Origin of the sequence: Marinobacter sp. X15-166B (assembly GCF_001752365.1) — a bacterium.
Lineage (GTDB): Bacteria > Pseudomonadota > Gammaproteobacteria > Pseudomonadales > Oleiphilaceae > Marinobacter.
On sequence record NZ_MEIY01000001.1, the window covers coordinates 2,504,542 to 2,530,007 of the forward strand.

Annotated in this window: 27 protein-coding genes and 1 pseudogene; 26 read left to right on the forward strand and 2 right to left on the reverse strand. The window is 60.5% G+C overall.

Going from position 1 to position 25,466, the window contains the following annotated elements:
* Positions 1-8 precede the first annotated feature (8 nt).
* The 20 genes and pseudogenes from BG841_RS11740 (at position 9) to flhB (ending at position 16,910) form a co-directional block, all read left to right on the forward strand.
* On the forward strand, positions 9-1,448 hold the full coding sequence (locus BG841_RS11740) for a sigma-54-dependent transcriptional regulator (RefSeq protein WP_070057832.1): 1,440 nt from the start codon (positions 9-11) through the stop codon (positions 1,446-1,448).
* 223 nt (positions 1,449-1,671) lie between these two features.
* The gene (gene fliE, locus BG841_RS11745; RefSeq protein WP_070057833.1) at positions 1,672-2,040 is read left to right on the forward strand and encodes a flagellar hook-basal body complex protein FliE; all 369 of its coding nucleotides are present in this window, start codon (positions 1,672-1,674) and stop codon (positions 2,038-2,040) included.
* Between the two features lie 15 nt (positions 2,041-2,055).
* Positions 2,056-3,773 (forward strand): annotated as a pseudogene (fliF, locus tag BG841_RS17630) (flagellar basal-body MS-ring/collar protein FliF).
* Positions 3,766-4,806 (forward strand): flagellar motor switch protein FliG, encoded by a 1,041-nt coding sequence (gene fliG / locus BG841_RS11755; protein WP_070057834.1) that lies wholly within the window; start codon positions 3,766-3,768, stop codon positions 4,804-4,806. Before fliF ends, fliG begins: the two are co-directional and overlap by 8 nt.
* The gene (locus tag BG841_RS11760) at positions 4,806-5,663 is read left to right on the forward strand and encodes a flagellar assembly protein FliH (RefSeq protein ID WP_070057835.1); all 858 of its coding nucleotides are present in this window, start codon (positions 4,806-4,808) and stop codon (positions 5,661-5,663) included. The genes fliG and BG841_RS11760 overlap by 1 nt, the downstream gene beginning before the upstream one ends.
* Positions 5,641-6,990: a flagellar protein export ATPase FliI gene (gene fliI / locus BG841_RS11765; protein ID WP_070057836.1), complete on the forward strand. Its 1,350-nt coding sequence runs from the start codon at positions 5,641-5,643 to the stop codon at positions 6,988-6,990. The genes BG841_RS11760 and fliI overlap by 23 nt, the downstream gene beginning before the upstream one ends.
* Positions 6,990-7,430 carry a flagellar export protein FliJ gene (gene fliJ / locus BG841_RS11770; protein WP_070057837.1) on the forward strand — a complete coding sequence of 147 codons (441 nt, stop codon included), beginning with the start codon at positions 6,990-6,992 and terminating at the stop codon, positions 7,428-7,430. Before fliI ends, fliJ begins: the two co-directional genes overlap by 1 nt.
* A gap of 85 nt (positions 7,431-7,515) precedes the next feature.
* Entirely contained in the window at positions 7,516-7,821 is a 306-nt protein-coding gene (locus BG841_RS11775) for an STAS domain-containing protein (protein ID WP_070057838.1), read from the forward strand.
* 32 nt (positions 7,822-7,853) lie between these two features.
* Positions 7,854-9,581: an ATP-binding SpoIIE family protein phosphatase gene (locus BG841_RS11780; protein ID WP_228141651.1), complete on the forward strand. Its 1,728-nt coding sequence runs from the start codon at positions 7,854-7,856 to the stop codon at positions 9,579-9,581.
* A gap of 16 nt (positions 9,582-9,597) precedes the next feature.
* Positions 9,598-9,951, forward strand: coding sequence for an Hpt domain-containing protein (locus BG841_RS11785; protein WP_070057840.1), 354 nt, complete (start codon positions 9,598-9,600; stop codon positions 9,949-9,951).
* A gap of 96 nt (positions 9,952-10,047) precedes the next feature.
* On the forward strand, positions 10,048-10,326 hold the full coding sequence (locus tag BG841_RS17080) for a hypothetical protein (RefSeq protein ID WP_070057841.1): 279 nt from the start codon (positions 10,048-10,050) through the stop codon (positions 10,324-10,326).
* Complete coding sequence (locus tag BG841_RS11795; protein ID WP_070057842.1) at positions 10,280-11,110, forward strand: flagellar hook-length control protein FliK; 831 nt, start codon at positions 10,280-10,282, stop codon at positions 11,108-11,110. The genes BG841_RS17080 and BG841_RS11795 overlap by 47 nt, the downstream gene beginning before the upstream one ends.
* A 159-nt stretch (positions 11,111-11,269) precedes the next feature.
* On the forward strand, positions 11,270-11,782 hold the full coding sequence (locus BG841_RS11800) for a flagellar basal body-associated FliL family protein (protein ID WP_070057843.1): 513 nt from the start codon (positions 11,270-11,272) through the stop codon (positions 11,780-11,782).
* Between the two features lie 42 nt (positions 11,783-11,824).
* Complete coding sequence (gene fliM, locus BG841_RS11805) at positions 11,825-12,823, forward strand: flagellar motor switch protein FliM (protein ID WP_070057844.1); 999 nt, start codon at positions 11,825-11,827, stop codon at positions 12,821-12,823.
* On the forward strand, positions 12,816-13,319 hold the full coding sequence (gene fliN, locus BG841_RS11810) for a flagellar motor switch protein FliN (protein ID WP_070057845.1): 504 nt from the start codon (positions 12,816-12,818) through the stop codon (positions 13,317-13,319). Before fliM ends, fliN begins: the two co-directional genes overlap by 8 nt.
* A 1-nt stretch (position 13,320) precedes the next feature.
* Positions 13,321-13,743, forward strand: coding sequence for a flagellar biosynthetic protein FliO (gene fliO, locus BG841_RS11815; RefSeq protein ID WP_070057846.1), 423 nt, complete (start codon positions 13,321-13,323; stop codon positions 13,741-13,743).
* The gene (fliP, locus tag BG841_RS11820) at positions 13,740-14,501 is read left to right on the forward strand and encodes a flagellar type III secretion system pore protein FliP (RefSeq protein WP_070057847.1); all 762 of its coding nucleotides are present in this window, start codon (positions 13,740-13,742) and stop codon (positions 14,499-14,501) included. The genes fliO and fliP overlap by 4 nt, the downstream gene beginning before the upstream one ends.
* A gap of 180 nt (positions 14,502-14,681) precedes the next feature.
* Positions 14,682-14,951, forward strand: a complete 270-nt coding sequence (fliQ, locus tag BG841_RS11825; protein WP_070057848.1) for a flagellar biosynthesis protein FliQ — start codon at positions 14,682-14,684, stop codon at positions 14,949-14,951.
* 7 nt (positions 14,952-14,958) lie between these two features.
* A complete protein-coding gene (gene fliR, locus BG841_RS11830) occupies positions 14,959-15,741 on the forward strand; it encodes a flagellar biosynthetic protein FliR (RefSeq protein WP_070057849.1) in 783 nt (260 codons plus the stop codon).
* 32 nt (positions 15,742-15,773) lie between these two features.
* The gene (gene flhB / locus BG841_RS11835) at positions 15,774-16,910 is read left to right on the forward strand and encodes a flagellar biosynthesis protein FlhB (protein WP_070057850.1); all 1,137 of its coding nucleotides are present in this window, start codon (positions 15,774-15,776) and stop codon (positions 16,908-16,910) included.
* Between the two features lie 24 nt (positions 16,911-16,934).
* Here flhB and BG841_RS11840 read toward each other — a convergent pair whose 3' ends face one another.
* Together BG841_RS11840 and upp are read right to left on the reverse strand one after the other, a co-directional pair.
* The gene (locus BG841_RS11840) at positions 16,935-18,191 is read right to left on the reverse strand and encodes a uracil-xanthine permease family protein (protein WP_070057851.1); all 1,257 of its coding nucleotides are present in this window, start codon (positions 18,189-18,191) and stop codon (positions 16,935-16,937) included.
* A gap of 2 nt (positions 18,192-18,193) precedes the next feature.
* Positions 18,194-18,832: a uracil phosphoribosyltransferase gene (upp, locus tag BG841_RS11845; protein WP_070057852.1), complete on the reverse strand. Its 639-nt coding sequence runs from the start codon at positions 18,830-18,832 to the stop codon at positions 18,194-18,196.
* A 204-nt stretch (positions 18,833-19,036) separates the two neighbouring features.
* On the opposite strand from upp, the gene flhA reads away from it, so the two are divergent.
* The 6 genes from flhA (at position 19,037) to BG841_RS11875 (ending at position 25,465) form a co-directional block, all read left to right on the forward strand.
* Complete coding sequence (gene flhA, locus BG841_RS11850; RefSeq protein ID WP_070057853.1) at positions 19,037-21,205, forward strand: flagellar biosynthesis protein FlhA; 2,169 nt, start codon at positions 19,037-19,039, stop codon at positions 21,203-21,205.
* A 59-nt stretch (positions 21,206-21,264) separates the two neighbouring features.
* Complete coding sequence (flhF, locus tag BG841_RS11855) at positions 21,265-22,503, forward strand: flagellar biosynthesis protein FlhF (protein WP_070057854.1); 1,239 nt, start codon at positions 21,265-21,267, stop codon at positions 22,501-22,503.
* Positions 22,504-22,577: 74 nt separating this feature from the next.
* On the forward strand, positions 22,578-23,390 hold the full coding sequence (locus BG841_RS11860) for a MinD/ParA family protein (protein ID WP_070057855.1): 813 nt from the start codon (positions 22,578-22,580) through the stop codon (positions 23,388-23,390).
* An 18-nt stretch (positions 23,391-23,408) separates the two neighbouring features.
* Positions 23,409-24,152, forward strand: coding sequence for an RNA polymerase sigma factor FliA (locus BG841_RS11865; protein ID WP_070057856.1), 744 nt, complete (start codon positions 23,409-23,411; stop codon positions 24,150-24,152).
* 123 nt (positions 24,153-24,275) lie between these two features.
* Positions 24,276-24,659 (forward strand): chemotaxis response regulator CheY, encoded by a 384-nt coding sequence (gene cheY, locus BG841_RS11870; RefSeq protein WP_070057857.1) that lies wholly within the window; start codon positions 24,276-24,278, stop codon positions 24,657-24,659.
* A gap of 20 nt (positions 24,660-24,679) precedes the next feature.
* The gene (locus BG841_RS11875) at positions 24,680-25,465 is read left to right on the forward strand and encodes a protein phosphatase CheZ (RefSeq protein WP_070057858.1); all 786 of its coding nucleotides are present in this window, start codon (positions 24,680-24,682) and stop codon (positions 25,463-25,465) included.
* Position 25,466: the final 1 nt, after the last annotated feature.

A 25,466-nucleotide genomic window follows, 5' to 3' on the forward strand; every position in this document is an offset into this window, starting at 1 on the left:
GAAGCATTGTGTCAAGGCCGAACATACTGATTGTGGAAGATGATCATGGTTTGCGGGAGGCTCTGGTAACAACACTGGAGCTGGCCAAATTTCGGGTCTCTGAGGCGGACAGTGCCGAGCAGGCATTGCGGCGACTCGCGGAAGGTCCGGTCGATATGGTGGTCAGCGACGTCAACATGCCCGGCATGTCCGGGCATGATTTGCTGGGTGAGGTGAAACGCCTGTACCCGGGGTTGCCGATGATGCTGATCACCGCCTACGGCCAGATCAGTCACGCCGTGTCTGCGATGCAAGCAGGAGCCACGGATTATCTGGTCAAGCCCTTTGAGCCGCAGGTGCTCACGGATGCCGTCCGGCGCATTGTCGGCGGTGCCCAGTCGGCCTCAGCGGACGCGCCGGTGGCCGAAGATCCGGTCAGCAAGCGCCTGTTTCAGTTGGCGGCTAAGGTAGCGGCAACCGATTCCACAGTGATGATTTCCGGTGAGAGTGGTACCGGTAAAGAGGTGCTGGCCCGTTATATTCATGAGCAATCACCCCGCGCCAAGCAACCTTTTGTGGCCATCAACTGCGCCGCCATCCCTGAAAATATGCTGGAAGCCATCCTGTTTGGCCATGAGCGAGGTGCCTTCACCGGTGCCCATGCGTCGTCGCCGGGCAAGTTTGAGCAGGCAAATGGCGGCACCATCCTGCTGGATGAGATCTCCGAAATGGAGCTTGGACTGCAGTCCAAATTGCTGCGCGTGCTGCAGGAGCGGGAGGTCGAGCGGGTGGGTGGCCGGAAACCGATCAAGCTGGATGTCCGGGTACTGGCCACCACCAACCGGGAGTTGTCGGACTACGTCCGGGAAGGACAGTTTCGTGAAGATTTGTATTACCGGTTGACGGTTTTCCCCATGCACTGGCAGCCCTTGCGCGAGCGCCCGCTCGACATAATGCCTCTGGCGCGGGCATTGTTGAGGCAGCATTGCCGGAAAATGAAACTCGCGGGTATCCGCTTTGCCGCGGATGCGCAGGCAGCGCTCATGGCGCACCCCTGGTACGGCAACGTACGGGAACTGGACAACGCCATCCAGCGGGCCCTGGTGTTGCACCAGGGCAACGTGATTCACGCCGGCGATTTATGTCTCGATCTGGGCATTTCAGGCCGGGTTGATGGCAGTGTCCCTGTGACGACGACTACCCCGTCCGCGGCGGTGGCGCCACCCCGGGGAGCTGAAGTGGTGGCTGCCGACCCGGTCGATGCGGTGCCAGAGGCAGAGCCGGGGTCGCTGGGCGAGGACCTGAGGCAGCAGGAGTTTCGCATCATTATTGACACCCTGAAACGTGAGGGAGGGCGCCGTAACAGGGCCGCCGAGGCGTTGGGCATCAGTCCCCGTACATTGCGTTACAAGCTGGCGCAAATGCGTGAGGCCGGCATTGATCTGGAGGCCGAGCTGGCAGTTGCCTGAGCCGGTGCACCCAGATGTCTTCAAGCGGCACCTTCGGGTGCCGTTTTTTGTACGCGCAGGAGGCGTCAAATGTTTGGCGTGATGTCAGTTAGTGTGCGATTTTGTCGTCATAAGCTGTTGATGTTAAATGGTAATTTATAAGTGGCCGGTAACTTGCTTGAGTGGGGGTAAGGTTAACAATTAAGACGGTCTTCGGCTGCGGCCGGGAGGCAGAGAGGTAATCATGGTTCAGCGCGCTGACATCAACAGTGTTCTTGCAGACATTCGTTCCTTGCGTTCGCAAATGATGCAAAACCAGCGGGTCGAGCAGGAGAATGCGATCCGCGGCGGGGTGGACAACCCCGCCAGGGTGCAAAAAACCCGGGAACCCGCCACGTTTACCGATATGCTCAGCAAGGCGGTCGGCTCGGTCAACGAGTTACAACAGAATTCGAACGAATTGCGTACCGCTTATGATATGGGCGATCCGTCGGTGGATATAACCCGGGTTATGATCGCCTCGCAAAAAGCGACTGTGTCTTTTGAAGCGCTCACCCAGGTGCGCAACCGGGTGGTGAAAGCTTACGAAGACATCATGAACATGCCGATGTAATAGCGGAGTCCCGAGATGGCGAGTGTACCTGCAGAACCAACAGCCAGCAGCCTGCCCGCGACCGACTCCGGCGGCGGACTGGAGAAGCACAGTGAGTTGTTTTTCGGCTTCAACCGCCTGACCTTGCTCCGGCAAATCGGCCTGATGGTCGGGCTGGCGGCCAGCGTCGCGCTGGGCGTCGCTGTGGTGCTGTGGGCTCAGGAGCCCAATTACCAGCCGGTGTTGGGCGATCTTTCCAGTTACAACCCTCAGGACGTTACCACCATCCTGGATCAAAGCAGCATTGATTACCGGATGGACCCCAGATCAGGCGCGCTGTTGGTGCGTTCCGATCAGGTGTACAACGCCCGACTCAGGCTTGCAGCCCAGGGCGTGACCGACGACCGGGCCATCGGGTTCGAGCTGCTCGACCAGGACCGGGGGCTGGGCACGTCGCAGTTTATGGAAACCATCAGCTATCGGCGCGGCCTGGAGGGGGAGCTGGCCCGCACCATCAGCAGCATGCGGCAGGTGCGCAACGCCCGGGTGCATCTTGCCATTCCCAAGCGCTCGGTGTTTGTCCGCGATGCCCGGGCGCCTACCGCGTCGGTGTTTCTTGAGGTGCTGGCCGGGCGGGTACCGGAGAAGGAGCAGATCGCCGCGATCGTCAATCTGGTGGCGGGCAGCATTCCGGAACTGAGTAAAGACAATGTGACCGTGGTGGACCAGAACGGCAACCTGTTGACCGGGCGGGATGAAGGCACCGGTCGCCAGCAGATGCAGGATCAGTACGATTACCACGCCCGGGTGGAGGCACGCCTGACCCAGCGGGTCGCATCGATTGTGAGCCCCATTGTGGGGGGGGCCGCTTCCGCGCCGAAGTAGCCGCTGATCTGGATTTTTCATCGGTGGAACAGGCAGAAGAGCAGTTCAGGCCCGAGCCCCAGGCCATTCGCAGTGAGCGTCAGTTAACAGAACAGCGCACCAGTGGTTTTCAGGGCGGTGTGCCCGGGGCATTGTCCAACCAGCCTCCGGCGGCAGCCACCGTTCCTGAAGTGGCGGACAATGAAATTACGGTTGTGGACGATACCGGCGAACCCGCGTCTCCCCCCGTCAATGTGCGCAGTGAATCGACCCGCAATTATGAAATGGATCGCACGGTCAGTTATGTGCGCCAGCAGCAGGGACGGATCAAACGATTGACGGTGGCGGTCGCCGTCGACGATATGAAAGTGGTGGATCCGCAAACCGGGCAAGTCAGCTACAAACCCTGGCCTGAAAACGAACTCCAGAGTCTGACCATGCTGGTGCGCGACGCGGTTGGTTACTCGGCGGTCCGTGGGGACAGCGTGACCGTCATGAACACCGCGTTTGCGCCCGAAGAAGCGCTGGTGTTCGACCCTCCGGGTTTCTGGGAGCAGCCCTGGTTCTGGGATCTGATGAAGCAGGTACTGGCAGGGCTGGTTATTCTGGTGCTGGTGCTGGGGTTACTGCGGCCGACGCTGAAAAGCCTGTCTGGCGGCAGTCGGCTGGGTCGCGACCGCCAGTTGGCGGGCAATGACAGTTTTGACGGTATTGAAGACCAAAGCGGCGACGACGCGTTGCAGGCCGCCTTGGGCTCAAGCAACGAGTTGCTTTTGCCCGGCGCCACAGATGGCTATGATAGGCAGCTTAATGCGCTTAGAGGGCTGATTGCTGAGGACCCGGCCCGGGTAGCTCAGGTGATGCGCCAGTGGGTGAACGTCGATGACTGATCAGAACAACGCAGCAGGGCAAACGCCCCCGGCGCCGAAACGCAAGATTTCCCGGGTTGAGCAAGCCGCCATCCTGCTGATGACCTTGGGGGAAACAGACGCGGCGGCCATTCTCAAACACATGGGCCCCAAAGAAGTGGAGCGTGTAGGCATCGCCATGGCCCAGATGAAGGACGTCAGCAAGGACGATGTGGTTTTTGTGCTGAACCAGTTTGTGGATGCGGTGGGCGGGCAGACCGGCCTCGGGGTGGGCAACGATGAATATATCCGCGCCATGTTCACCCAGGCCCTGGGCGACGACAAAGCCGCCAGTCTGATTGACCGCATTCTGATCGGTGGCAACACCACCGGGCTGGACACGCTCAAATGGATGGAACCCCGTGCCGTGGCCGATATCATCCGCTACGAGCATCCGCAGATTCAAGCCATTGTCATTTCCTATCTGGACCCCGATCAGGCCGCCGAAATACTGGCGACACTCAACGACAAGGTCCGCCTGGACGTGATGATGCGGGTGGCCTCACTGGAAACCATTCAGCCGCAGGCCTTGCAGGAACTCAACGACATACTCGAAAAACAGTTCTCCGGCGGCAATGCCGCCAAGACCAGTCGCATCGGCGGCGTCAAACGGGCAGCGGACATCATGAACTTCATGGACCGCAGCATTGAGGGTAGCCTGATGGACTCCATCAAGGATCTCGACGCCGATCTGGCGACCACCATCGAAGACCTGATGTTCGTATTCGATAACCTCAAGGATATTGAAGATCGCGGAATACAAGCGCTGCTGCGCGAAGTGTCGTCCGATGTGCTGGTGATCGCGCTCAAAGGGTCGGACGAAGCGGTGCAGGAAAAAATCTTCCGCAATATGTCCAGGCGGGCGGCGGAATTGCTCCAGGATGACCTGGAAGCGAAGGGCCCGGTGCGCGTCAGTGAGGTTGAAGCGGCGCAGAAAGACGTAATCACCATAGCCCGCCGGATGGCGGAGGCGGGTGAGATCAGTCTCGGCGGCTCAGGCGAAGAAATGATGTGATGAAAGATGACGACAAGGACTACCGCGACGCTCCTGATCGGGAGCTGACCGCCTACGAGCGCTGGGAGTTGCCGCTGCTTGATCAGCAGGGTAACGAGGTGCCCCGGGAAGAAGTTCGTCCCGTGCAGCCCCTGACTGCGGCCGACCTGGAAGCAATCCGTACGGCAGCCATTGAAGACGGACACGCTGAAGGGCGGCAGACCGGTCATGCCGAAGGGTTTGCCGCAGGGCGGGAAGCCGGCTATCAGGAGGGGTACGAAACCGGCCTGGCCGCCGGCAGAGCTGAAGGCCATGACACGGCAGTCAGGGATACCCGGGCCGAAGTGGAGGCCCGTCTGGCGCGACTCGAAACACTGATGGGGGCATTGCTGGCCCCGGTCCGCCAACATCAGGACGAGGTGGAAGCCGCGCTGGTCAATTTGACCACGGCCTTGGCGCGGGCGGTGGTCTATCGGGAACTGCGCATGGATTCGTCCCATGTGGGCCAGGTGGTGGCCCAGGCCCTGGCCTCCTTACCTTCCAGCAGTGACAGCGTCACTGTGCGGGTCAACCCCGAGGATGCCAAGTGGGTGCGCGAGGTGGCTGAGCGGTTCGACGCCGCCACCAGCATTGTGGAAGACGCCGGTATTCTGGCGGGCGGCTGCACGCTCGAGACCCGCCAGAGTCTGGTGGATTTCACGGTTGAAAAGCGCTTCCAGAAAGCGGTACAGAGTATGCTGGACAGGGAGCTTGCCAGCGACGTCGGCGGTGATTCGCCGGCGTTGGGGGCGGCCATGGGGGAGTTAACCGATTTCCACCGCGACCTGCTGACAGAGGGCGAAACTCAGGGTGAGCATGACGACCACAACGCTGGCTGACCGTCTTCGGCACTTGCAAAATTACCTGCCCGATAACATCACCCCGGAATTGTCCGGCCGGCTGACCCGCATGGTGGGGTTGACCCTCGAATGTGTGGGCTGCCCCATGGTGGTCGGCGACCGCTGCCTTATTCAGGGACAGGGCGGTGACAGCGTGGAGGCGGAGGTCATCGGCTTTGACGACGACCGGGTGTACCTCATGCCGCTGACGGCCATCGAAGGGTTGCGCCCCGGTGCCCGGGTGGTCCCTCTGGCGGCCGCCAGCCGGGTCCCGGTGGGCCCGGAAATGCTCGGCCGGGTCATCAATGGCGTGGGGGTGCCGCTGGATAGTAAGGGGCCCTTGTCCCCATCGGCCCACGTCAGCTTGCACGGCGAGATCATCAATCCGCTCGATCGCGCCCCGGTGCGCCAGCCCATGGACGTGGGGATCCGTGCGATCAATGCCCTGCTGACGGTCGGTCAGGGGCAGCGGCTCGGGCTGTTTGCCGGCAGTGGGGTCGGGAAAAGTGTCCTGTTGGGCATGATGACCCGGTTTACCGATGCCGACATCACCGTGGTCGGGTTGATCGGCGAGCGTGGCCGTGAGGTCAAGGAGTTCATTGAGGACATTCTCGGTGAAGAAGGATTGGCCCGCGCTGTGGTGGTCGCCTCTCCGGCTGACGATTCCCCGCTGATGCGCCTCCGGGCCGCGATGCTGACCACGCGCATCGCCGAATATTACCGGGACCAGGGTAAGCGTGTGTTGTTGCTGATGGATTCCTTGACCCGTTTCGCCCAGGCGCAGCGGGAAATCGCGCTCGCGGTGGGAGAACCCCCGGCAACCAAAGGTTACCCGCCGTCGGTATTCGCCAAATTGCCGCAGCTGGTCGAGCGTACCGGCAACGGCCGTCCCGGGGGCGGCTCGATCACCGCGTTTTATACCGTGCTCACTGAAGGGGACGATCAGCAGGATCCAATCGCCGACTCGGCGCGCGCCATTCTGGACGGCCACATTGTGCTGTCCCGCCGACTGGCCGAAGAAGGCCATTACCCGGCTATCGATGTGGAGGCATCCGTCAGCCGGGTGATGCCGCAGGTGACCGACGACGCTCATTTTGCGCAGGCGCAACGCTTCAAGCAGGTGTATGCCCGTTACCAGCAGGCCCGCGACTTGATCAGCGTCGGGGCATACGTGCAGGGCAGCGACCCTGAAACCGATCTGGCCATGGCCCATATCGAGAGCATGCGACGGTTCCTGCAACAGGGGCTGCGTGAGCGGGCACCCATGGACCAGTGCATTGACGGGTTGCTGGGCGTTGTTCCGGCGGCCGGGAACGGAGCAGGGTAATGTTGCGATCTCAGCGACTGGAAGTGGTACTGACGCTGGAGCGGCGCCGCGAGCAGGAGGCGTTGGAGCAACTGGCCAAGGCCCGGGAGGCCTACCAGACCATGCAACAACGCCGCCAAGAGCTTGAAGACTACCAGCGGGACTACTGCGCCCAGCTGCGGGAAAGTCAGCTGGGAGTGGTTGCCGTAAATCGCCTGCAAGGTTTGCAGGCCTTTGTGGCGCAACTGAATCAGGTGCTGGCCCAGCAGCAACAGCAACTGGATCAGGCCGACGCCAGGCTGGCTGAATGCCGGCAACACTGGCAGCAAGCCTACCAACGGCGGCGGGGCATGGAGAACTTCATCGCCAGCTGTCGCCAACAGGAGCAGCGGGAAGCCGACCGCCGCGAGCAGCAAGAACAGGACGAAGCGGCCGCTGCTGCCTTCCGGCGGCGGAGGTAGGGCGCGGTAAAAATTCGGTGCGTTGGTTGGCGCTGCGCTATCCTTCTAATACCCAACCCGTGCAACCTTACAGGGAGATACCTGAATGCCGATTCAGACGCGCCGAAGTGACGATGGCCAGACTCTGACGATTAAAATTACCGGACGGTTCGATTTCAGCACCCATCAGGCATTCCGAGACGCCTACGAAGACGGCAACACGGACACCGGGCACTACGTGATCGATATGACGGAAACCACCTACCTGGACAGCTCGGCCCTGGGCATGTTGCTGTTACTGAGGGATTACGCCGGTGGGGATGCCGCCAGAATCCACATTGAAAACTGTAACGGTGACGTCCGCCGGATACTTGCGATTTCCAACTTCGAGCAATTGTTCGACATCCGCTGATCACACGCTGATCAATCGTCGGGGCTGCGGGAATGGACGCTGTGATGGACCAGGATCTGCCGGAAAAACACCCATTGCGGATACTCATTGCGGACGACAATGACGTCGACCGGCTGATTCTGAAATCTCTGGTGCGACGGCTGGGGCACCGGGTCTACCAAGCGGTCAGCGGCGCCGAAGCGGTGGACAGGTACCGCCAGCACCGCCCTGATATTGTGTTGTTGGACGTGATGATGCCGGTGATGGATGGTCTGGAGGCGGCCCGGCAAATCAAAGCACTGGCGGGCGAACAGATGGTGCCGGTGATCTTTCTGACCTCGCTGTCAGAGGCGGATGCGCTGGCCCGTTGTCTGGAGGCGGGGGGCGATGACTTTTTGCCCAAACCCTACAACCGGGTCATCATTGAAGCCAAAATCAAGGCCTTCAACCGCATGCGGCAGATGCATGAAACCCTGAGTCGGCAACGGGACGTGATTCACGCCCACAATCAGCAATTGCTGGCCGAGCAGCGCCTTGCCAGAAAGGTGTTCGACAACATCGCCCACACCGGGTGCCTTGACGCCCCCCATATCATGTATCGCGCCTCACCCTTGTCTGTGTTCAGCGGGGACCTGTTGCTGGCGTGCCCCCGGCCTTCCGGCGGACTGCACATATTTATCGGCGATTTCACCGGCTACGGGTTGCCGGCCGCAGTCGGAGCGCTGCCCATTGCCGAAATGTTTTACGGCATGACCAGTAAAGGGTTTGATCTCGGGGAAATCCTGCGCGAAATCAATCAGAAGTTAAACCGGATACTGCCCACCGGCATGTTTTGCTGCGCCTGTCTGGTGCAGGCCAATTTCCATCAGGGTGAACTGCGCATCTGGAACGGCGGCTTGCCGGACGGCTACCTGCTGCGACCCAATGGCGAGTTTCAGCTGGTCCGCTCGGCGCATCTGCCCCTGGGGGTGTTGGATGCCGACCGCTTTTCCACCGACGTGGTCATCATTAAAACGGATCCGGGCGATGTGCTGCTTATGGCGACAGACGGTGTGGTCGAAGCCACCAACCGGGACGGTGAAATGTACGGTGAAGCGCGTTTGCAGGCGGCGTTGGGCCCGCACACCGGAGCAGCGGCGGTCTTTGAGGCCCTGCAGGAAGGCTTGCAGGCGTTCACCGGCGACCAGCAAATGCAGGACGATGCGACCCTGGTGGTGCTGGAAATGGTCAGCGGGAGCCTGTTGCCCGCCGTGTCGGCCCAGCTGGTGCTGGAGGCGCGCAACGGGCCAATGCACTGGGAATCGAGTTACAAAATCGAGGGGCCCACGTTAAGCAGTTTCAATCCGCTGCCATTGCTGCTACACATTTGTCTTGAAGTGCCCGGTCTGCGCCATCGCAGCAGCGACGTGTACACCTTGCTCTCCGAGCTGTACGCGAATGCTCTGGAGCACGGCGTGCTCGAACTGTCATCGGCGTGGAAAAACTCACCCGAAGGCTTCAGCCGGTACTATGCTGAAAGAGAACGTCGGCTGAAGAACATCCACGGACACTTCATCCGCTTTCATTTCCGACACACGGCAACCGACACCGGCGGAAAACTCGTTATCGCCTGCGAAGATTCCGGCAAAGGTTTCGATGTCCAGCAATACCTGAATAACGGACATGGGCGGACACCCTATGCGGGGCGAGGGCTGGCTCTCATCCAGGGACTGAGTGAGTCCGTCCGGTTTCACGCACAAGGTAATCACATTGAAGTCGTCTATCACTGGCGGCTTCCGTAATCACGGGGGAGTTGGCATGACTATCCGACCGCACCTGGACCAGGACGCACTGGCCGAACTGCAAGATGTAATGGAAGACGAATTTGGGGTGCTGATCCGAACCTTTATAGAGGACTCCAAAAGCCGGATCGCCACGTTGCGGCAGACCCTGGCGAGCGGTGATAACGACGCGTTCATGAACTCGGTGCACAGCTTGAAAGGCAGTTCCACCAACATCGGGGCGCCACAATTGGGTTTGCTGTGCGCCCAGGCCGAGGTCGCCGGGCGGGCCGGACAGATGACCGAAGTGCGCGCCCTGCTTGCGGAAATCGAAAATGAGTTTCATGTCGTGGAGTTGCTGTTTGAACGTTGGTTGTGCTCGGCAACCTGATACGCCGGGCAGTGGGCCGGCGGTCGATGTTGGCATCCTAATTGCTGAGCTACTGTGGTAGATGCATCTGATCCCACTAAGCGGCAAGAGGTTGCCATGTCCGGAATGGTGTTTCCCCAGGTGCCGGCCCCCGAATCCGTCGGGCCGGCGGCACAAAAATCTGCCTCACCCCGTGACAAACGCGGTGACAGTCAGTACGACACGATCTCCCGTGCCGAGCAACGCAAGCTCGATCAGCGCCAGGGCGCTGCCCGCAACACCGAGCCCGAGAGCAGCGGGTCCGGAGACGGGACCCCGCCGGTCGATCAGTCCCCCCCCAAAAACTGCCGTGCCCCCCGCCACCGGCCTGGCGGAAACGACCGGTGCCGGGGCTGACGACGCCTCGGCCGGGTTTACCTTCGCCGCCCTGCAAGCGTGGGTCAGCCCGTTACCCGGGAGCGGCGCGGGGGGCGTTACCGGCGAATCTGCGACGGGTTCGGCTTTGTTGAGCCCGGCGCTGGCAGCGGGGGCACAGTCTGGCCCGGCCGCGGTGCTGGGGGCGGATCCGGGCCTTACTCAGGCACTGCAAAACTTCCTTGAAGGGCAAGGTGCAGACAGCGGCAGCTTCGCAGAGCTTGAAGCCCGCACCCCAGCGGCGCGGGTCGCCCCGGGTGCGTCTTCGCTGACGTCCGTGGCCAGTCACAAACTCCCCGAGGCGACGCCGGTCCTGCGCGCCTATACAACCAGTGTCGAGCTGCCGGTGGGTCACCAGCAGTGGGGCGAGCAGGTGGTTGGCAAGCTCACCTGGCTGGCCGCCAACAAATTAACCGCGGCAGAGATTCACCTGACCCCGCCGGATATGGGGCCCATGGAGGTCAGGGTGCAGGTGCAGCAGGATCAGGCCCACATCAGCATGCATTCGGCCAATCAGGCGGTGCGGGATCAGCTGGAACAGAACAGCCACCGCCTGCGGGACATGTTGAGTGAACAGGGTATGGAGCTGAGCGGGTTTGATGTGACCGACTCCTCAGCAAACCAGTCCGGTGAGGAACCGGATGCACAGGGCCAGAGCAGCGGCAGCGTGGTTGCCGCCGCGACCGGTCAGGACGACGAAGATCTGGCGGCCACCGCCACCAGCATCGATCTGGGCTGGACCGGAGCCATAGACCTCTACGCCTGATAGCCGCCGGCCACGCCAGCGTTTTCCCATCTCTTTTGCCCCCTGCGTGCAGTGGCGCTAAACTGCTGCGTTCGCGCTGCAGGCACGGCATGTTGGCCCATCTCTTGCTTTATCCTGGGTGCGACTCTTGAAACGGCGGAAATTTGGCAGAAGCGAATTATGGCAGCGGAACCTGAGGCGGATGTGACTCCGCGAAGCGGCACACTGAAAACCACGGTTTTACTTGCGACCCTGGCGGTGTTGGCCATCGGCCTGTCGATTGCCGGCACACTCTGGTTTTTGGCAGACCGCAGTGAGGCGGGCGGGGGCACCGATGATCCGGCAGAGCTGGCGGCCGCTCAGGAACCGGCATTCACCCCGAGTCAGTATCAGGTGCTTGATAAGGCATTGGTGACCACCGTGCAGGCGGAAGGCCGGCAACGGTATGTGCAAGTGCACCTGGCTTTTGAGGCCGATAACGGCGAGGCGCTGGCAGCCGCCAGGTTACACCTGCCGTTGCTGCGGAGCCAGATGATCGGGGTGCTCAGCGGCAGCGACTTTATGGCGCTGCAGGCGCCCAACGGGCGTGCCGCGTTGACCTCCGAGCTGTTGGCGGCGGTCAATCGTGTCCTCGAACAGGAAGGCGCACCGGGTCTGCGTGCGGTGTTGCTGCGGAATTTTGTATTGCAATAACGTCCCCATGCGGACTAACAACGGTCGGGAGCAGGGCTGAGTATGCAGGATTTACTCTCACAGGAAGAAATCGACGCGCTGTTGCACGGTGTTGATGACGGTGATATCGACACCTATGAGGAAACGGACGGGGCGGGCGTCAAAACCTACGACCTCGCCAGTCAGGACCGGATCGTGCGCGGCCGCATGCCCACGCTGGAAATGATCAACGAACGATTTGCCCGCTATACCCGCATCAGTCTGTTTAATCTGTTGCGGCGCACCGCCGACGTGTCTGCCGCCGGCGTCCAGATCATGAAATTCGGCGAGTATATCCATACCCTTTACGTGCCCACCAGTCTCAATCTGGTGAAGGTCCGGCCGTTGCGGGGCACGGGGTTGTTCATTCTCGACGCCAAACTGGTGTTCAAGCTGGTTGACAACTTTTTCGGCGGCGAAGGCCGGCACGCTAAGATTGAGGGCCGTGAGTTTACCCCGACCGAAAGCCGCATAGTGCAGATGGTGCTTGACCAGATGTTCCATGACATGCAGGAAGCGTGGCAGGCGGTAATGAAAATCGATTTCGAGTACATCAACTCGGAGGTCAACCCTGCAATGGCCAATATAGTCAGCCCCAGTGAAGTGGTGGTGGTCAGCACCTTCCATGTGGAACTGGATGGCGGTGGCGGCGAGGTGCACATGGCGTTGCCATATTCCATGATTGAGCCTGTCCGCGACGTGCTCGACGCCGGTGTGCAAAGTGACATTGATGACCTGGATGAGCGTTGGGTCAATGCGTTGCAGGAGGACATCAAAGAGGTGTTGGTGCCCATCAATACCACCTTGTGCCGGCGTCGGATCTCGTTGCGGGAGGTGGCCGGGTTCAAGACCGGAGACATCATTCCGGTTGAAGTGCCGGACGAGTTGATGGTTACCGCCAACGGTATCCCGGTCTACAAGGCGACTCTGGGCACCCGGGATGGCAAGTTGGCGTTGCGGATCAGTGATCGGGCCGACCGGCCCAAAGTTAAAAAACAACTGAAGGTAGGGCGAAATGGCTGACGACGGAATCAGAAGCGAGCAGGAAATGAGTGAGGATGAAAAGCTTGCCGCCGAATGGCAAGTCGCTATGGCCGAATCGGATGATGCCGAACCGGCCGGCGACACGGGGGACCGTGCCGATGAATGGGCAGCCGCCATGGCGGAAGCGGGAGAAGTGGACCAGGCCTCAGCCCCGGGTGTGCGGACCGCGCCCATGGAAGAATTCGATCAGGGTACTGCCGCTACCGGTGAAGCCCCGGATCTGGACGTTATCCTGGACATACCGGTGGTTATCTCCATGGAAGTGGGCAACACCCAGATCCCCATCCGCAATCTGCTGCAGTTGAATCAGGGCTCGGTGATTGAACTGGACCGTCTGGCGGGTGAGCCGCTGGATGTGCTGGTGAACGGCACCCTCATTGCCCATGGGGAAGTGGTGATGGTTAACGACAAGTTCGGTATTCGGCTGACCGATGTCATCAGCCCCGCAGAACGCATAAAACGGTTGCAGAAATAACATGCGCTTCGGATCGCTGTCGCTGGCAATGCCCGTGCTTTGGCTGGGGCCTCATTATGGCGTATCCGCGCAGCCCGCCGCCGCTGCGCCCGCTTCGGTCAGCGGCTCGGCCGGTTCGCTGGTCAGTCTGGGGCTGGGCCTGCTGGTGGTGCTGGCGGTGATTTTTGCCTGCGCCTGGTTCGTGCGACGCATGAACGGGTTGAGTGGCATGCACAATCAGTCCATGAAGGTGGTGTCGGTGATGGCCCTGGGGGCCCGCGAGCGCATTGCCCTGATTGATGTGGGGGGGCAGCAGATCCTGGTGGGTATCACGCCCTCCGCGATCCGCACGCTGCATGTATTTGCTGAGCCGGTGGTGAACGCAGGTGAGTTCGAGTCCAGTGTGTTTGCCCAGCGATTGCAAGGACTGATCGGTAAGAAATGAAAAAAGCTAACAGGCTTGCGTGGTTGGGACTCTTGCTGATGCTGGGCGCGCCCCTGGCACTGGCCGATACCCCTGGTATTCCCGGTATTCCCGCGTTCACCGTAACGCCGGGTGAAAGCGAAGGTGTTGCCGAGTATTCGGTGACCCTGCAGATTCTGGCGGTCATGACCGCGCTGACCTTTCTGCCGGCGATGCTGATGATGATGACCTCGTTCACCCGCATCATCGTGGTGTTCGCCATTCTCCGCCAGGCCCTGGGACTGCAGGCGACCCCGTCGAATCAGATCCTGCTGGGGCTGGCGTTGTTTCTCAGTATATTCATCATGAAGCCGGTGCTCGAAGAAGCCAATCGGGTGGCCTTGCAGCCTTACATGGCGGAGGAAATATCCCCCCTGGAGGCGGTGGCCCGAGCCAGTGAACCGTTCCGCGCGTTTATGCTGGCGCAGACCCGGGAAGACGATCTGGCGCTGTTTATCCGCATCGCCGACGAGCAATACCACAGTGCCGAGGAGGTGTCGTTCTGGGTGCTGATGCCGGCGTTTGTCACCAGCGAGCTGAAGACCGCGTTCCAGATCGGGTTCATCCTGTTTATCCCGTTCCTGATCATCGACATGGTGGTGGCCAGCGTGCTCATGGCCATGGGAATGATGATGCTGTCGCCCATCATCATCTCGCTGCCCTTCAAGATCATGCTGTTCGTGCTGGTGGACGGCTGGGCGCTGATCATTGGCACCCTGGCGGCGAGTTATGGCATCTAGTAACCGATCGGGCTTGCCACGGACCTGCTGCCAAAACGCCGGTTTTGGTGGCTGTTCAAGCTCTGGTTCGATAAACAGCACCACGAATCGTCCCCAAAGCGTATTAACACGGCCTCAATACGGACTTCCCCCCGTGACGACCGGTCAAGTCCGACAGGCTGCCAGAGAGGATCGTTTGCGATGACGCCGGAAACCGTAATCGACATCATGCGGGATGCCTTGTGGATGATAGTGATGCTGGCCGGGCTGATCATTACCCCCGGGCTGGTGATCGGGTTGGTGGTCAGTACCTTTCAGGCGGCGACCCAGATCAACGAACAAACCCTGAGTTTTTTGCCCCGCCTTATCATCACCCTGCTGGTCATCATATTTGCCGGGCCCTGGATGCTGGGGCAGCTGCTTGACCACGCCCAGGGGTTGATATCCAGCATACCCTTCCTGATCGGGTAACACCGTCATGGGCGTCGAACTCAGTGCGGATTTGCTGGGCCAGTGGGTGGGCCAATACCTGTGGCCGCTGTTCCGGCTCGGCAGTTTCATGATGGTGATCCCGTTCATCGGCACCCAGTTGGTGCCTGCGCGGGTGCGACTGGGACTGGCGTTGCTGATCACCATTCTGGTGGTGCCGATGATCGGGCCGGTGCCCCAGGTGGACGCGCTCAGCGCGGACGCGGTCATCATTACCCTGCAACAGATCCTGATCGGTGTGGGGATGGGGTTTGCGCTCACCGCCTTGTTTCAGTTGTTTGTGGTGGCCGGGCAGATGATCGCCATGCAAATGGGGCTGGGCTTTGCGTCCATGGTGGATCCGACGAATGGCGTCAGCGTGCCGGTTTTGTCCCAGTTGTACAGCATCACCATCACCCTGCTGTATCTGGCCATGAACGGCCATCTGGTGGCTTTTGAGGTGTTTATCGAAAGTTTCTACACCCTGCCGATCGGATTGGCCGGTCTGGGGCAGATGGGCGCGTGGGATCTGGCCCATCGAATCAGCTGGATTTTTGTGTCGGCCATGCTGTTGGCGCTGCCGGCGGTGACCGCGGTGCTGATCGTCAACATTTCGTTCGGGGTAATGACCCGGGCGGCGCCGCAGATGAACATTTTTGCCCTGGGCTTCCCCATCGGGCTCATCTTCGGGCTGTTTTCGATCTGGGTGTTGCACGCCAATTTTGCGCCCCACTTTCAGCTGTACACCGAACAAACCTTTGAATTCATGCGGCAGTTGCAGGGGCAGCCCTGAGGGCGCAGCCGCACATTTGCTGAGGGTGTCCGATGGCCGAAGCCGGCGACGACAGTCAGGAGAAAACCGAAGAAGCCACCCCCCGACGACTGGAAAAATCACGGGAGGATGGCCAGACCGCGCGTTCCAGAGAACTGGCCACCATGGCGGTCCTGCTGGCCGGTGCCAGTGGTTTGCTGATATTCGGCGCCATGCTGGGAGAGGCCCTCGAGCGCATCATGCGGTTCAGTTTTTCCTTTGCGCGGGAGCAGGCGTTCGACACCCATTTTATGGGGCTGAAGCTGCTGGCGGCAGCACAGGAGGCCGCGCTGGCGCTGGCGCCCTTCATGCTGCTGGTGTTGATCGCTGCCATTGCCGGGTCGATTGGTATAGGCGGCTTGTTGTTCAGCGGCAAGGCGATCATGCCAAAGCTGAACCGGATGGACCCGCTCAAAGGGCTCAAGCGGATGTTCTCGACCCGCTCGCTGGTGGAACTGGTCAAAGCAATCGCCAAGGTGGGGCTGGTGATGGCGGTCGCCATACTGATACTCCGGCTGCGCACGGATGACCTGCTCAGCATTGCCTCGCAGCCGGCTGTGCCGGCGATGGCGCATGTGGTCACGACCCTTGGCTGGAGTTTCTTTCTGCTGGCCTGTGCCACGGTGGTTATTGCCGCCATCGACGTGCCGTTCCAGATCTACGACCATCATAAAAAGCTCAGAATGAGCAAGCAGGAAGTCAAGGACGAGTACAAGGACACCGAAGGCAAGCCGGAGGTGAAGGGCCGCATTCGTCAACTGCAGCGTGAAATGGCGCAGCGCCGGATGATGCAGGATGTGCCGGGCGCCGACGTGGTCATCACCAACCCGTCCCATTACGCGGTCGCCCTGAAGTACGACCAGAACACCATGGCGGCGCCCATAGTGGTGGCCAAAGGGGCCGATCAGGTCGCGTTCAAGATTATGGAAATCGCCCGGGAGCACAAGGTGGATGTGTTGCGTACGCCGCCGCTGACCCGGGCGGTTTACCACAACACCGACATAGGGGGCGAGATTCCGGACGGTCTGTATATGGCGATAGCCCAGGTGCTGGCGTACCTGTTTCAGTTGCGCCAATTCCGCCGGGGGCAGGGTGAGAAACCCACCCTGCCGGAATTTCCGATTCCCGGTGACCTGCGCCGTGACCGCTGAGCCGGCCGCAGGTCAGCGCGGTATTCAGACGCTGTCGTTCTGGTGAACCGCCTTGCCCCAGGCCTCCCGGTCGCCCGGTAACGACCAGTTCAGGGCAATAGCGACCACCGCGCACAGCGCAATGCCTTCCATGTGGCCGATGATCATGCCGCCGATGCCAAACACCAGCGTCACCCCGGTGATCACCAGATTGCGCGCGGCGGACAGATCCACCTGATGACGGATCAGGGTGCTCATTCCAACCACCGCGATCGAGCCAAACAGCAGGCACAGAATGCCCCCCATCACCGGCACCGGAATGGTCTGCAAGACCGCCCCGAATTTGCCCACAAAGGCCAGCACAATGGCGGTGAAGGCGGCCCAGATCATCACCTTCGGGTTGAAGTTTTTGGTCAGCATGACCGCCCCGGTAACTTCGGAGTAGGTGGTGTTGGGCGGGCCACCCAGCAGCGCCGCCGAACTGGTGGCCAGACCGTCGCCCAGCAGAGTGCGATGCAAACCGGGTTTGCTGAGGTAGTTTCTGCCGGTAACGTTACCGATCGCCAGGACGTCACCAATGTGTTCGATTGCCGGTGCGATGGCGACCGGTATCATAAACAGGATCGCTGACCAGCCGAACGCAGGCGCGACAAAATTGGGCACTGCCAGCCAGGGGGCCTGTTGCACCGGAGTGAAGTCTACAATGCCGGCAACCACCGACAGTACATAGCCGGCCACCACGCCAAACATGATGGGCAGCAGCCGGAAGATCCCCTTGAACCAGACGGTGGCGATTACCGTCACCGCCAGGGACACCATCGCAATGGCCAGCGCCAGAGTTTCAGGCACCAGTACCGCACTGCCGTCTCCGCTGCGCCCGGATGCCATGTGCACCGCCACCGGTGCCAGACTCAGGCCGATCACCATGATCACCGGGCCGATCACCACCGGGGGCAGCAGCCGGCTGATGAAACCGGTACCGCGCAGCCGGATGACGCCGCTGAGAATGACATAGAGCACCCCGGCTGCGACCAGCCCACCGAGGGTCTCTTCCAGCCCGAAGCGGGTTTTTGACGCCAGGATCGGCGCGATGAACGCAAACGATGAGGCCAGGAAGATTGGAATCTGGCCGCCGGTCACCACCTGGAAAACCAGCGTGCCCATCCCCGCCGTAAACAGCGCAACGTTCGGATCGAGGCCGGTGATCAGCGGCATGAGCACCAATGCGCCGAAGGCCACCAGCAGCATTTGTGAACCGGCCAGGGCGTTGCGCCAGTGGGAGTTGTCGGGTACTGCTTGCATGTTTAGTTGTCCTTTTGCTTGGTGCCGAATATTTTGTCGCCGGCGTCACCAAGCCCCGGAAGAATGTAGCTTTTGTCGTTCAGACCCTGGTCGATCGACGCGGTGTAGATGGACACATCCGGGTGAGCTTCCAGAACTTTCTGGATCCCTTCCGGTGCGGCCACCAGGATCAGCGCACGAATTTCGGTGCTGCCGGCTTTTTTCAGTAGATCGATGGTGGCGATCAGCGAGTTGCCGGTGGCCAGCATGGGATCAACGATGATGGCCATGCGCTGGTCGAGCTCACCCACGAGTTTTTCCAGATAGGTGCTGGCTTCGAGGGTCTCCTCGTTGCGTACCTGGCCCACCACACTGACCCGGGCGCTGGGGATCAGGCTGAGCACCCCGTCCAGCATGCCCAGACCCGCACGCAGAATCGGGACAACCGTGACCTTCTTGCCGGAAATTTGTTCAATGGTGACCGGGCCTGCCCAGCCGTCAATGGTCTGCTCGTGCAGCGAAAAGTCCTTGGTGGCTTCATAGGTCAGCAATGCGGCCAGTTCCTGAGCCAGCTCGCGGAAGTTTTTGGTGCTGATTTCGCGGCGGCGCATCAGTCCCAGTTTATGGCGGATCAGCGGGTGTCGAACCTCGTGAATGGGCATGGGGTTACCTTCTATAGGATCAGTTGTCAGTGGGCGCAAAATATCCAGCGCAAGGATAGCGTATATGGGCGTTGACGTCAGGCGCTCATTGATTGATTTTCAAGACTGGTACAGATCTTGCGCTAATTCCCCCGGCAAGCGCGAAAGCGTCAAAATACCAACCCGATCCCGCAAGGGAGGGTGGCATGGGGAGTGAATGCTGGCATGGATCGAGTGTCAATGTTGAATAACGTCAAATTCTTGACTCAGGGGAGTCTGGGGGTCCCGCTGCTGCTGATGGCTTTGCTGGGCATGATGATCCTGCCGGTGCCTGCGTTTCTGCTGGATGTGCTGTTCACCTTCAACATAACCCTGTCCATTGTGATCCTGCTGGTGTGTGTCTACGCCCTTAGGCCCATGGAATTTGCGGCGTTTCCCACGGTGCTGCTGGTGGCCACCCTGTTGCGGTTGGCGCTGAACGTGGCGTCAACCCGGGTGGTGTTGCTGCACGGGCACGAGGGCGGCGACGCTGCCGGGAAAGTGATCGAGTCGTTTGGTGCGGTGCTGATTGGCGGAAACTACGCCGTCGGTCTGGTGGTGTTTGCCATTCTGATGATCATTAACTTTCTGGTGGTGACCAAGGGGGCCGGACGGGTCTCGGAAGTGAGCGCCCGCTTTACCCTGGACGCCATGCCGGGCAAGCAGATGGCCATCGATGCCGATCTGAATGCGGGGCTGATCGGTCAGGACGATGCCCGTGCCCGGCGGGAAGAGGTTGCCCAGGAGGCTGACTTCTACGGTTCCATGGACGGCGCCAGCAAATTTGTGAAAGGCGATGCGGTGGCTGGGCTGCTGATCCTGGCCATCAATATCATTGGCGGGGTTGCCATCGGTATGCTGCAGCACGGGCTGGCGTTTGGCACCGCGATGCAGAATTACGCCCTGCTGACGATCGGCGACGGACTCGTCGCCCAGATTCCGTCGCTGCTGCTGTCCACCTCGGCGGCTATCATGGTCACCCGGGTAACCGTGTCCCAGGACATGGGCGGTCAGATTCTGCAGCAAATGTTCACCGCCCCACGGGCGTTGGCGATTGCAGCAGGCATTTTAATCCTGCTGGGGCTTATTCCGGGCATGCCGCACCTGGCCTTTCTGGGGCTGGGGGGGCTGGCTGCCGGGGCTGCCTACCTGATCTGGAAGCGTGACCGGCAAACGGTGGAAACCGGTGCGGTCTTCCCGGCCCGGGGAGGTGCCCCCCGGGCGTCTGCGGGCGGTCAGGAGTTGCCGGGGGCGACCGGTGAGGACGGCGCCCTGTTGTCGGCGCCCCAGGAAACCCGGGAGTTAGGTTGGGACGACGTACCGACGGTGGACATTGTCGGTCTGGAGGTGGGGTATCGGCTGATCCCTCTGGTGGATAAAACCCAGGGCGGCCAGTTGCTGACGCGCATCAAGGGGGTGCGCAAGAAGCTGTCGCAGGATTTGGGTTTTCTGATGCCGTCGGTGCACATTCGCGACAATCTGGATCTGATGCCCAACGTCTATCGCATCACCTTGATGGGGGTCACCATTGCCGAAGCGGAAATTCATCCGGACCGGGAGTTGGCCATCGACCCGGGGCAGGTGTTCGGGAAAGTTGAAGGGATTGAAGGCAAGGATCCGGCGTTCGGGCTGGATGCGTGCTGGATCGAAGAGGACAAAAAGGACCAGGCCCAGACCCTTGGGTATACGGTGGTGGACGCCAGCACTGTGGTGGCGACCCATCTCAACCAGATACTGCAAAAACACGCTCACGAGCTGTTGGGCCATGAAGAGGTGCAGCAGTGGTTGGATCAACTGGAGAGAATCTCGCCGAAACTCGCCGAGGAACTGGTACCCGCGACGGTCACCATCAGCCTGCTGTTACGCGTGCTCCAGAATCTGTTGCAGGAAGAGGTACCGATCCGGGATATGCGCTCGATTGCCGAGGCGATGGTGAATATCCATCCCCGTAGCCAGGACCCCAAAGTGCTGACCGTAGCCGCCCGCCAGGCGTTAAAACGCATGATCGTGCAGAGCATCTGTGGCGATGACGCGGAAATACCGGTCATCACCCTGGATCCGGAGTTGGAACAGTTGTTGCTTCAGTCAGTGCAACAGAGTCAACAATCCGGCGGCCACGAGGATATCGGTCTGGTGCTCGAGCCCAATATGGTCGAAAAACTGCAGCGGTCGTTGCAGGACAGCGTGCAGCGGCAGGAAATGATGGGTAAGCCGGCGATACTGCTGGTTTCGGCACCGCTGCGCCCGGTGCTGGCCAGGTTCGCCAGTTACGGTGTGGATCGCTTGCACGTCCTGTCGTACCAGGAAGTGCCGGACAACAAGCAAATTACGATAGTAGCGTCGGTGGGGCAGTGACCCTACAGACGCAACGGTAAATCAGGTGGCGGCGTGAGCCGGTATCGGTGGAGGAAGAGATGAAAGTCAAACGGTTCTTTGCAGCGAGCATGGCAGAAGCGCTCAAGCAGGTTCGGGCAGAAATGGGGCCGGATGCGGTCATCCTCTCCAATCGCAAAGTAGACGATGGCGTTGAAATTGTGACGGCGCTGGATTACGACGAGAATATGGCGCGTCAGCGGTTGGGGGAGGCAGGGCTTGCCGCACCTAACGGTGCGCGTCTGGCCGAATTGCAGGCTGAGCAGCATCGCCGCCTCGAACAGGAATTGGGGCGTTCCCGGGAGCGCATTCTGGAGGTGCGCGAAAGACGCGCGGGGGAGGTCGCTGCGGAAGGTAGTGCCAGGGTTGAGGCGGGGGGTGCCCGTACCGACGAGCTGGCCATGATGCGGGCGGAGATCAGTTCCCTGCGGGACCTGGTGCAGGGTCAGACTGCGGTTGCTGCAGCGGCAGCGCCGGTGGGTGCGGTGCAGCAGCGGCTGGTGGAACGCTTGCAGGAGTTCGGGTTGAGCACCACTTTGGCCGAGGCTATCGCCGCTAACCAGGGAGGCCGGCGTCTGGAAGACGGCTGGAAACAGGCGCTCAAGACCCTGGCGGCCGGCGTGAAAACGCCACGGACGGAATGGATGGAGACCGGTGGGGTGTACGCGCTGGTGGGGCCGACCGGCTCGGGGAAAACCACCACCATCGGCAAACTGGCGGCGCGCTACGTGTTGGAGCACGGTGCTGACTCGCTGGCCCTGGTTACCACCGACCGGTATCGTATCGCTGCCCATGAGCAGCTGTTTGTGTTTGGCCGGATTCTGAATGTGCCGGTGCGGGTTGTCGACGACAGCCATTCACTGGATGCGATTCTTGATGAATTGTCCGATCGCCACCTGGTGCTGATTGACACTGCGGGATTGACGCCTTCGGATAAGGGGTATCAGGAGCAGCTGACCGAGCTGGCGCAAAGTCGTCACGGCGTCCGCTCCCATTTGGTGGTGGCGGCCACCAGTCAGGCGCGCATCATGAAATCTGTTTGGCATTGTTATAAGATAACCAACCTCGCAGGCTGTGTATTAACCAAGCTTGATGAAGCACTTACGCTGGGCGAGGCGCTCGGTTTTGCCGTAGAGACGTCTCTGCCGGTGGCCTATTATACCGACGGCCAGAAAATCCCCGACGATCTTCATCCCGCCAGTGCGGTGTCACTGGTGCGACAGGCAGTGGGTCGCGTAAAGCAGATGCGGCAGCAGCAAATAATGGCGGAGGGCGCGTGAACGCGGCCCGGGAATACATTCTGGCGTCCCGCTGGGCGGGCGTCAGCGACTATATCGCAAGAGATTAATTGGGTATGGGTAAATCACGTCCTGTGCAGGTGATTGCAGTGTCCGGCGGCAAGGGTGGCGTTGGCAAGAGTAATGTGTCCGTCAATCTTGGTATTGCGCTGGCCCAGATGGGGCGCCGGGTGGTGTTGCTGGACGCGGATCTGGGGTTGGCAAACCTGGATGTGTTGCTGGGGCTCACGGCCAGGCGCAACCTGGCGGATGTACTCGCCGGTGAGTGCAGCCTGAGCGAGGTGCTGGTGGACGGGCCGGGTGGTATCAAGGTGGTGCCCGCGTCGTCTGGCACCCAGAGAATGACCCAGTTGAGCGCCATGGAACATGCCGGTCTGATCAACGCCTTCAGCGAACTGAGTGATCAGATCGATGTGCTGATCATTGATACCGCCGCCGGAATCAACGAGTCGGTGGTCAGTTTTTTACGAGCGGCTCAGGAGGTGTTGCTGGTGGTGTGTGATGAACCCACCTCCATCACCGATGCCTATGCCCTGATCAAGCTGATGGAGCGGGATTACGCGGTAGACCGTTTCCGGGTGCTGGCCAACCAGGTGCGCAGCGACGCCGAGGGGCGTCAGTTATTTGCCAAGCTGGCCCGGGTCACTGAGCGGTTCCTTGACGTTGCCTTGCAATACGAGGGGCACGTGCCCTATGACGAGGCGGTCAAAAAGTCGGTTCAGCGGCAGCGGGCGGTCATCGACGCTTACCCCCGCGCTCCGGCGTCTCTCGCCCTCAAGGAATTGGCTGCAAACGTGGATCGCTGGCCCCCCTTGTCCGCGCCGCGGGGCCATCTGGAGTTTTTTGTCGAGCGGCTCGTGGGTGTTTGAGGTGGGCGAGCGGGATACATGACTTTGACAACCAGTCCTGATGTGTATCAGCGGACAGGGGCACAGCAAACCCGCCAACTGGTGGAGCAGCATGCCGCGCTGGTCAAGAAAATAGCCCTCCATATTCTAGGGCGGCTACCCGACTCCGTGCAGCTGGATGACCTCGTGCAGGCCGGTATGGTAGGGCTGTTGGAGGCCGCCCAGAAATACCAGGCCAACAAGGGCGCGTCTTTCGAGACCTATGCCGGCATTCGCATTCGCGGGGCCATTATCGACGAAATGCGCCGGGGCGACTGGGTACCCCGTTCCGTGCACCGGAACGCCCGGCGGGTCGCCGGCGCCATCAAGGCGGTCGAAGACCGTCACGGACGGGAAGCGCAAGTCTCTGAGGTGGCCGACGAGCTGGGTATGACGCTCGATGAGTACCACGCCTGCCTGAACGACGCCAGCAGTGGTCGCCTGTTCAGCCTTGACGAGCTCAATGAATCGGGCGAGCTGCCGATAGAAGAATCAGACGGTGAAGATAATCCGCTGCGGGCCCTGGCGGCAGGTTCGTTTCGCAAGAGCCTGGCACAGGCCATTACCGAGCTGTCCGAACGGGAACAGCTGGTGCTGAGCCTGTATTACGATCAAGAGCTGAACCTTAAAGAAATCGGTGCAGTGATCGGCGTGAGTGAGAGCCGGGTCAGTCAGATACACAGTCAGGCTGCCCTGCGGTTGCGGGCGAGGCTGGCTGACTGGCAGCAACCGAACACCGGTTAACCCCGGTGCACATGGTCAGTCTCGTTGCATTACTGTAGTCATTTGGTAACTGTCGCTTTACACAGCGAGCAAAGCTAACACAATACGCGGTGTTTTCCCGGGCGCTATTAACTGGAGGTCCCATTGGACAAAGATATGAAGATCCTGATTGTGGACGATTTTTCCACAATGCGTCGGATTATAAAAAACCTGTTACGAGATCTTGGGTTTGCTAACACGGACGAAGCGGACGATGGCACCACAGCCTTGCCCATGTTGAAAACGGGCAAATACGATTTTCTGGTCACCGACTGGAATATGCCGGGCATGTCAGGCTTTGACCTGCTCAAGGCAGTCAGGGCCGACGAGAATCTGAATACCCTGCCGATACTGATGGTGACCGCCGAGGCCAAGCGGGACCAGATCGTCGCGGCCGCTCAGGCGGGCGTGAACGGTTACGTGGTGAAGCCGTTTACCGCGGCCGTGCTAAAAGAAAAAATCGAGAAGATTTTCGAGCGTATTCAGTAACTGTTTCCGGATGTTTATCCATGGGCAATAACAGCATAGAAAATTCCAGTTTTGATCCGGACGTTGTGGACGCGCTGAAATCCCAGGCGACCGAGCTGGTGGCGCAGGTCAATGCCGGCGACTATGCCCGCGCCATGACGTTGATCAATGATCTCAATGAGGTGCGTGATCAAAGTCTCTACCGGGAAGTGGGCAGGCTGACGCGGAGCCTCCATGAGGCCATCAATAACTTTCAGATCGACCCGCGCAACTCCGAGCAAAAAGAAGCCCTGTCTAAAATGGCGGATGCTTCGGACCGGCTGGAGTACGTGGTGCAGATGACCAGTCAGGCGGCCAACCGCACCATGGACCTGGTGGAGGATGCGATGCCCCGCGCCCGGGCCCTGCAGGCTCAGGCGACCTCATTGCGGGACGACTGGCAGCGCTTGCGCCGTCGCGAAATGCAGCCGGCCGAGTTTCGGGAACTCTACGGTCGCATTGACCGGTTTTTCGTCAGCCTGAGTGAAGAGTCCGAGGGCATTTACAACAGCCTGTCGGAAATTTTGCTGGCACAGGACTTCCAGGACCTGACCGGGCAGGTGATCCAAAAAGTGACCAGCCTGGTGCGGGAGGTGGAAGAAAACCTGTTGAGTCTGGTGGTGATGGCCAGCCATGTCGATCAGATGACCGGCACGGTGCATGACCTGAGCAGCATGGCGATCAGTGCCGAGCAGGGCGTGGGCCCGCAAATGAATGCTGCGGAACGGACGGATGTGGTATCTGGGCAGAGTGATGTTGACGACCTGTTGTCCAGTCTTGGTTTCTGAG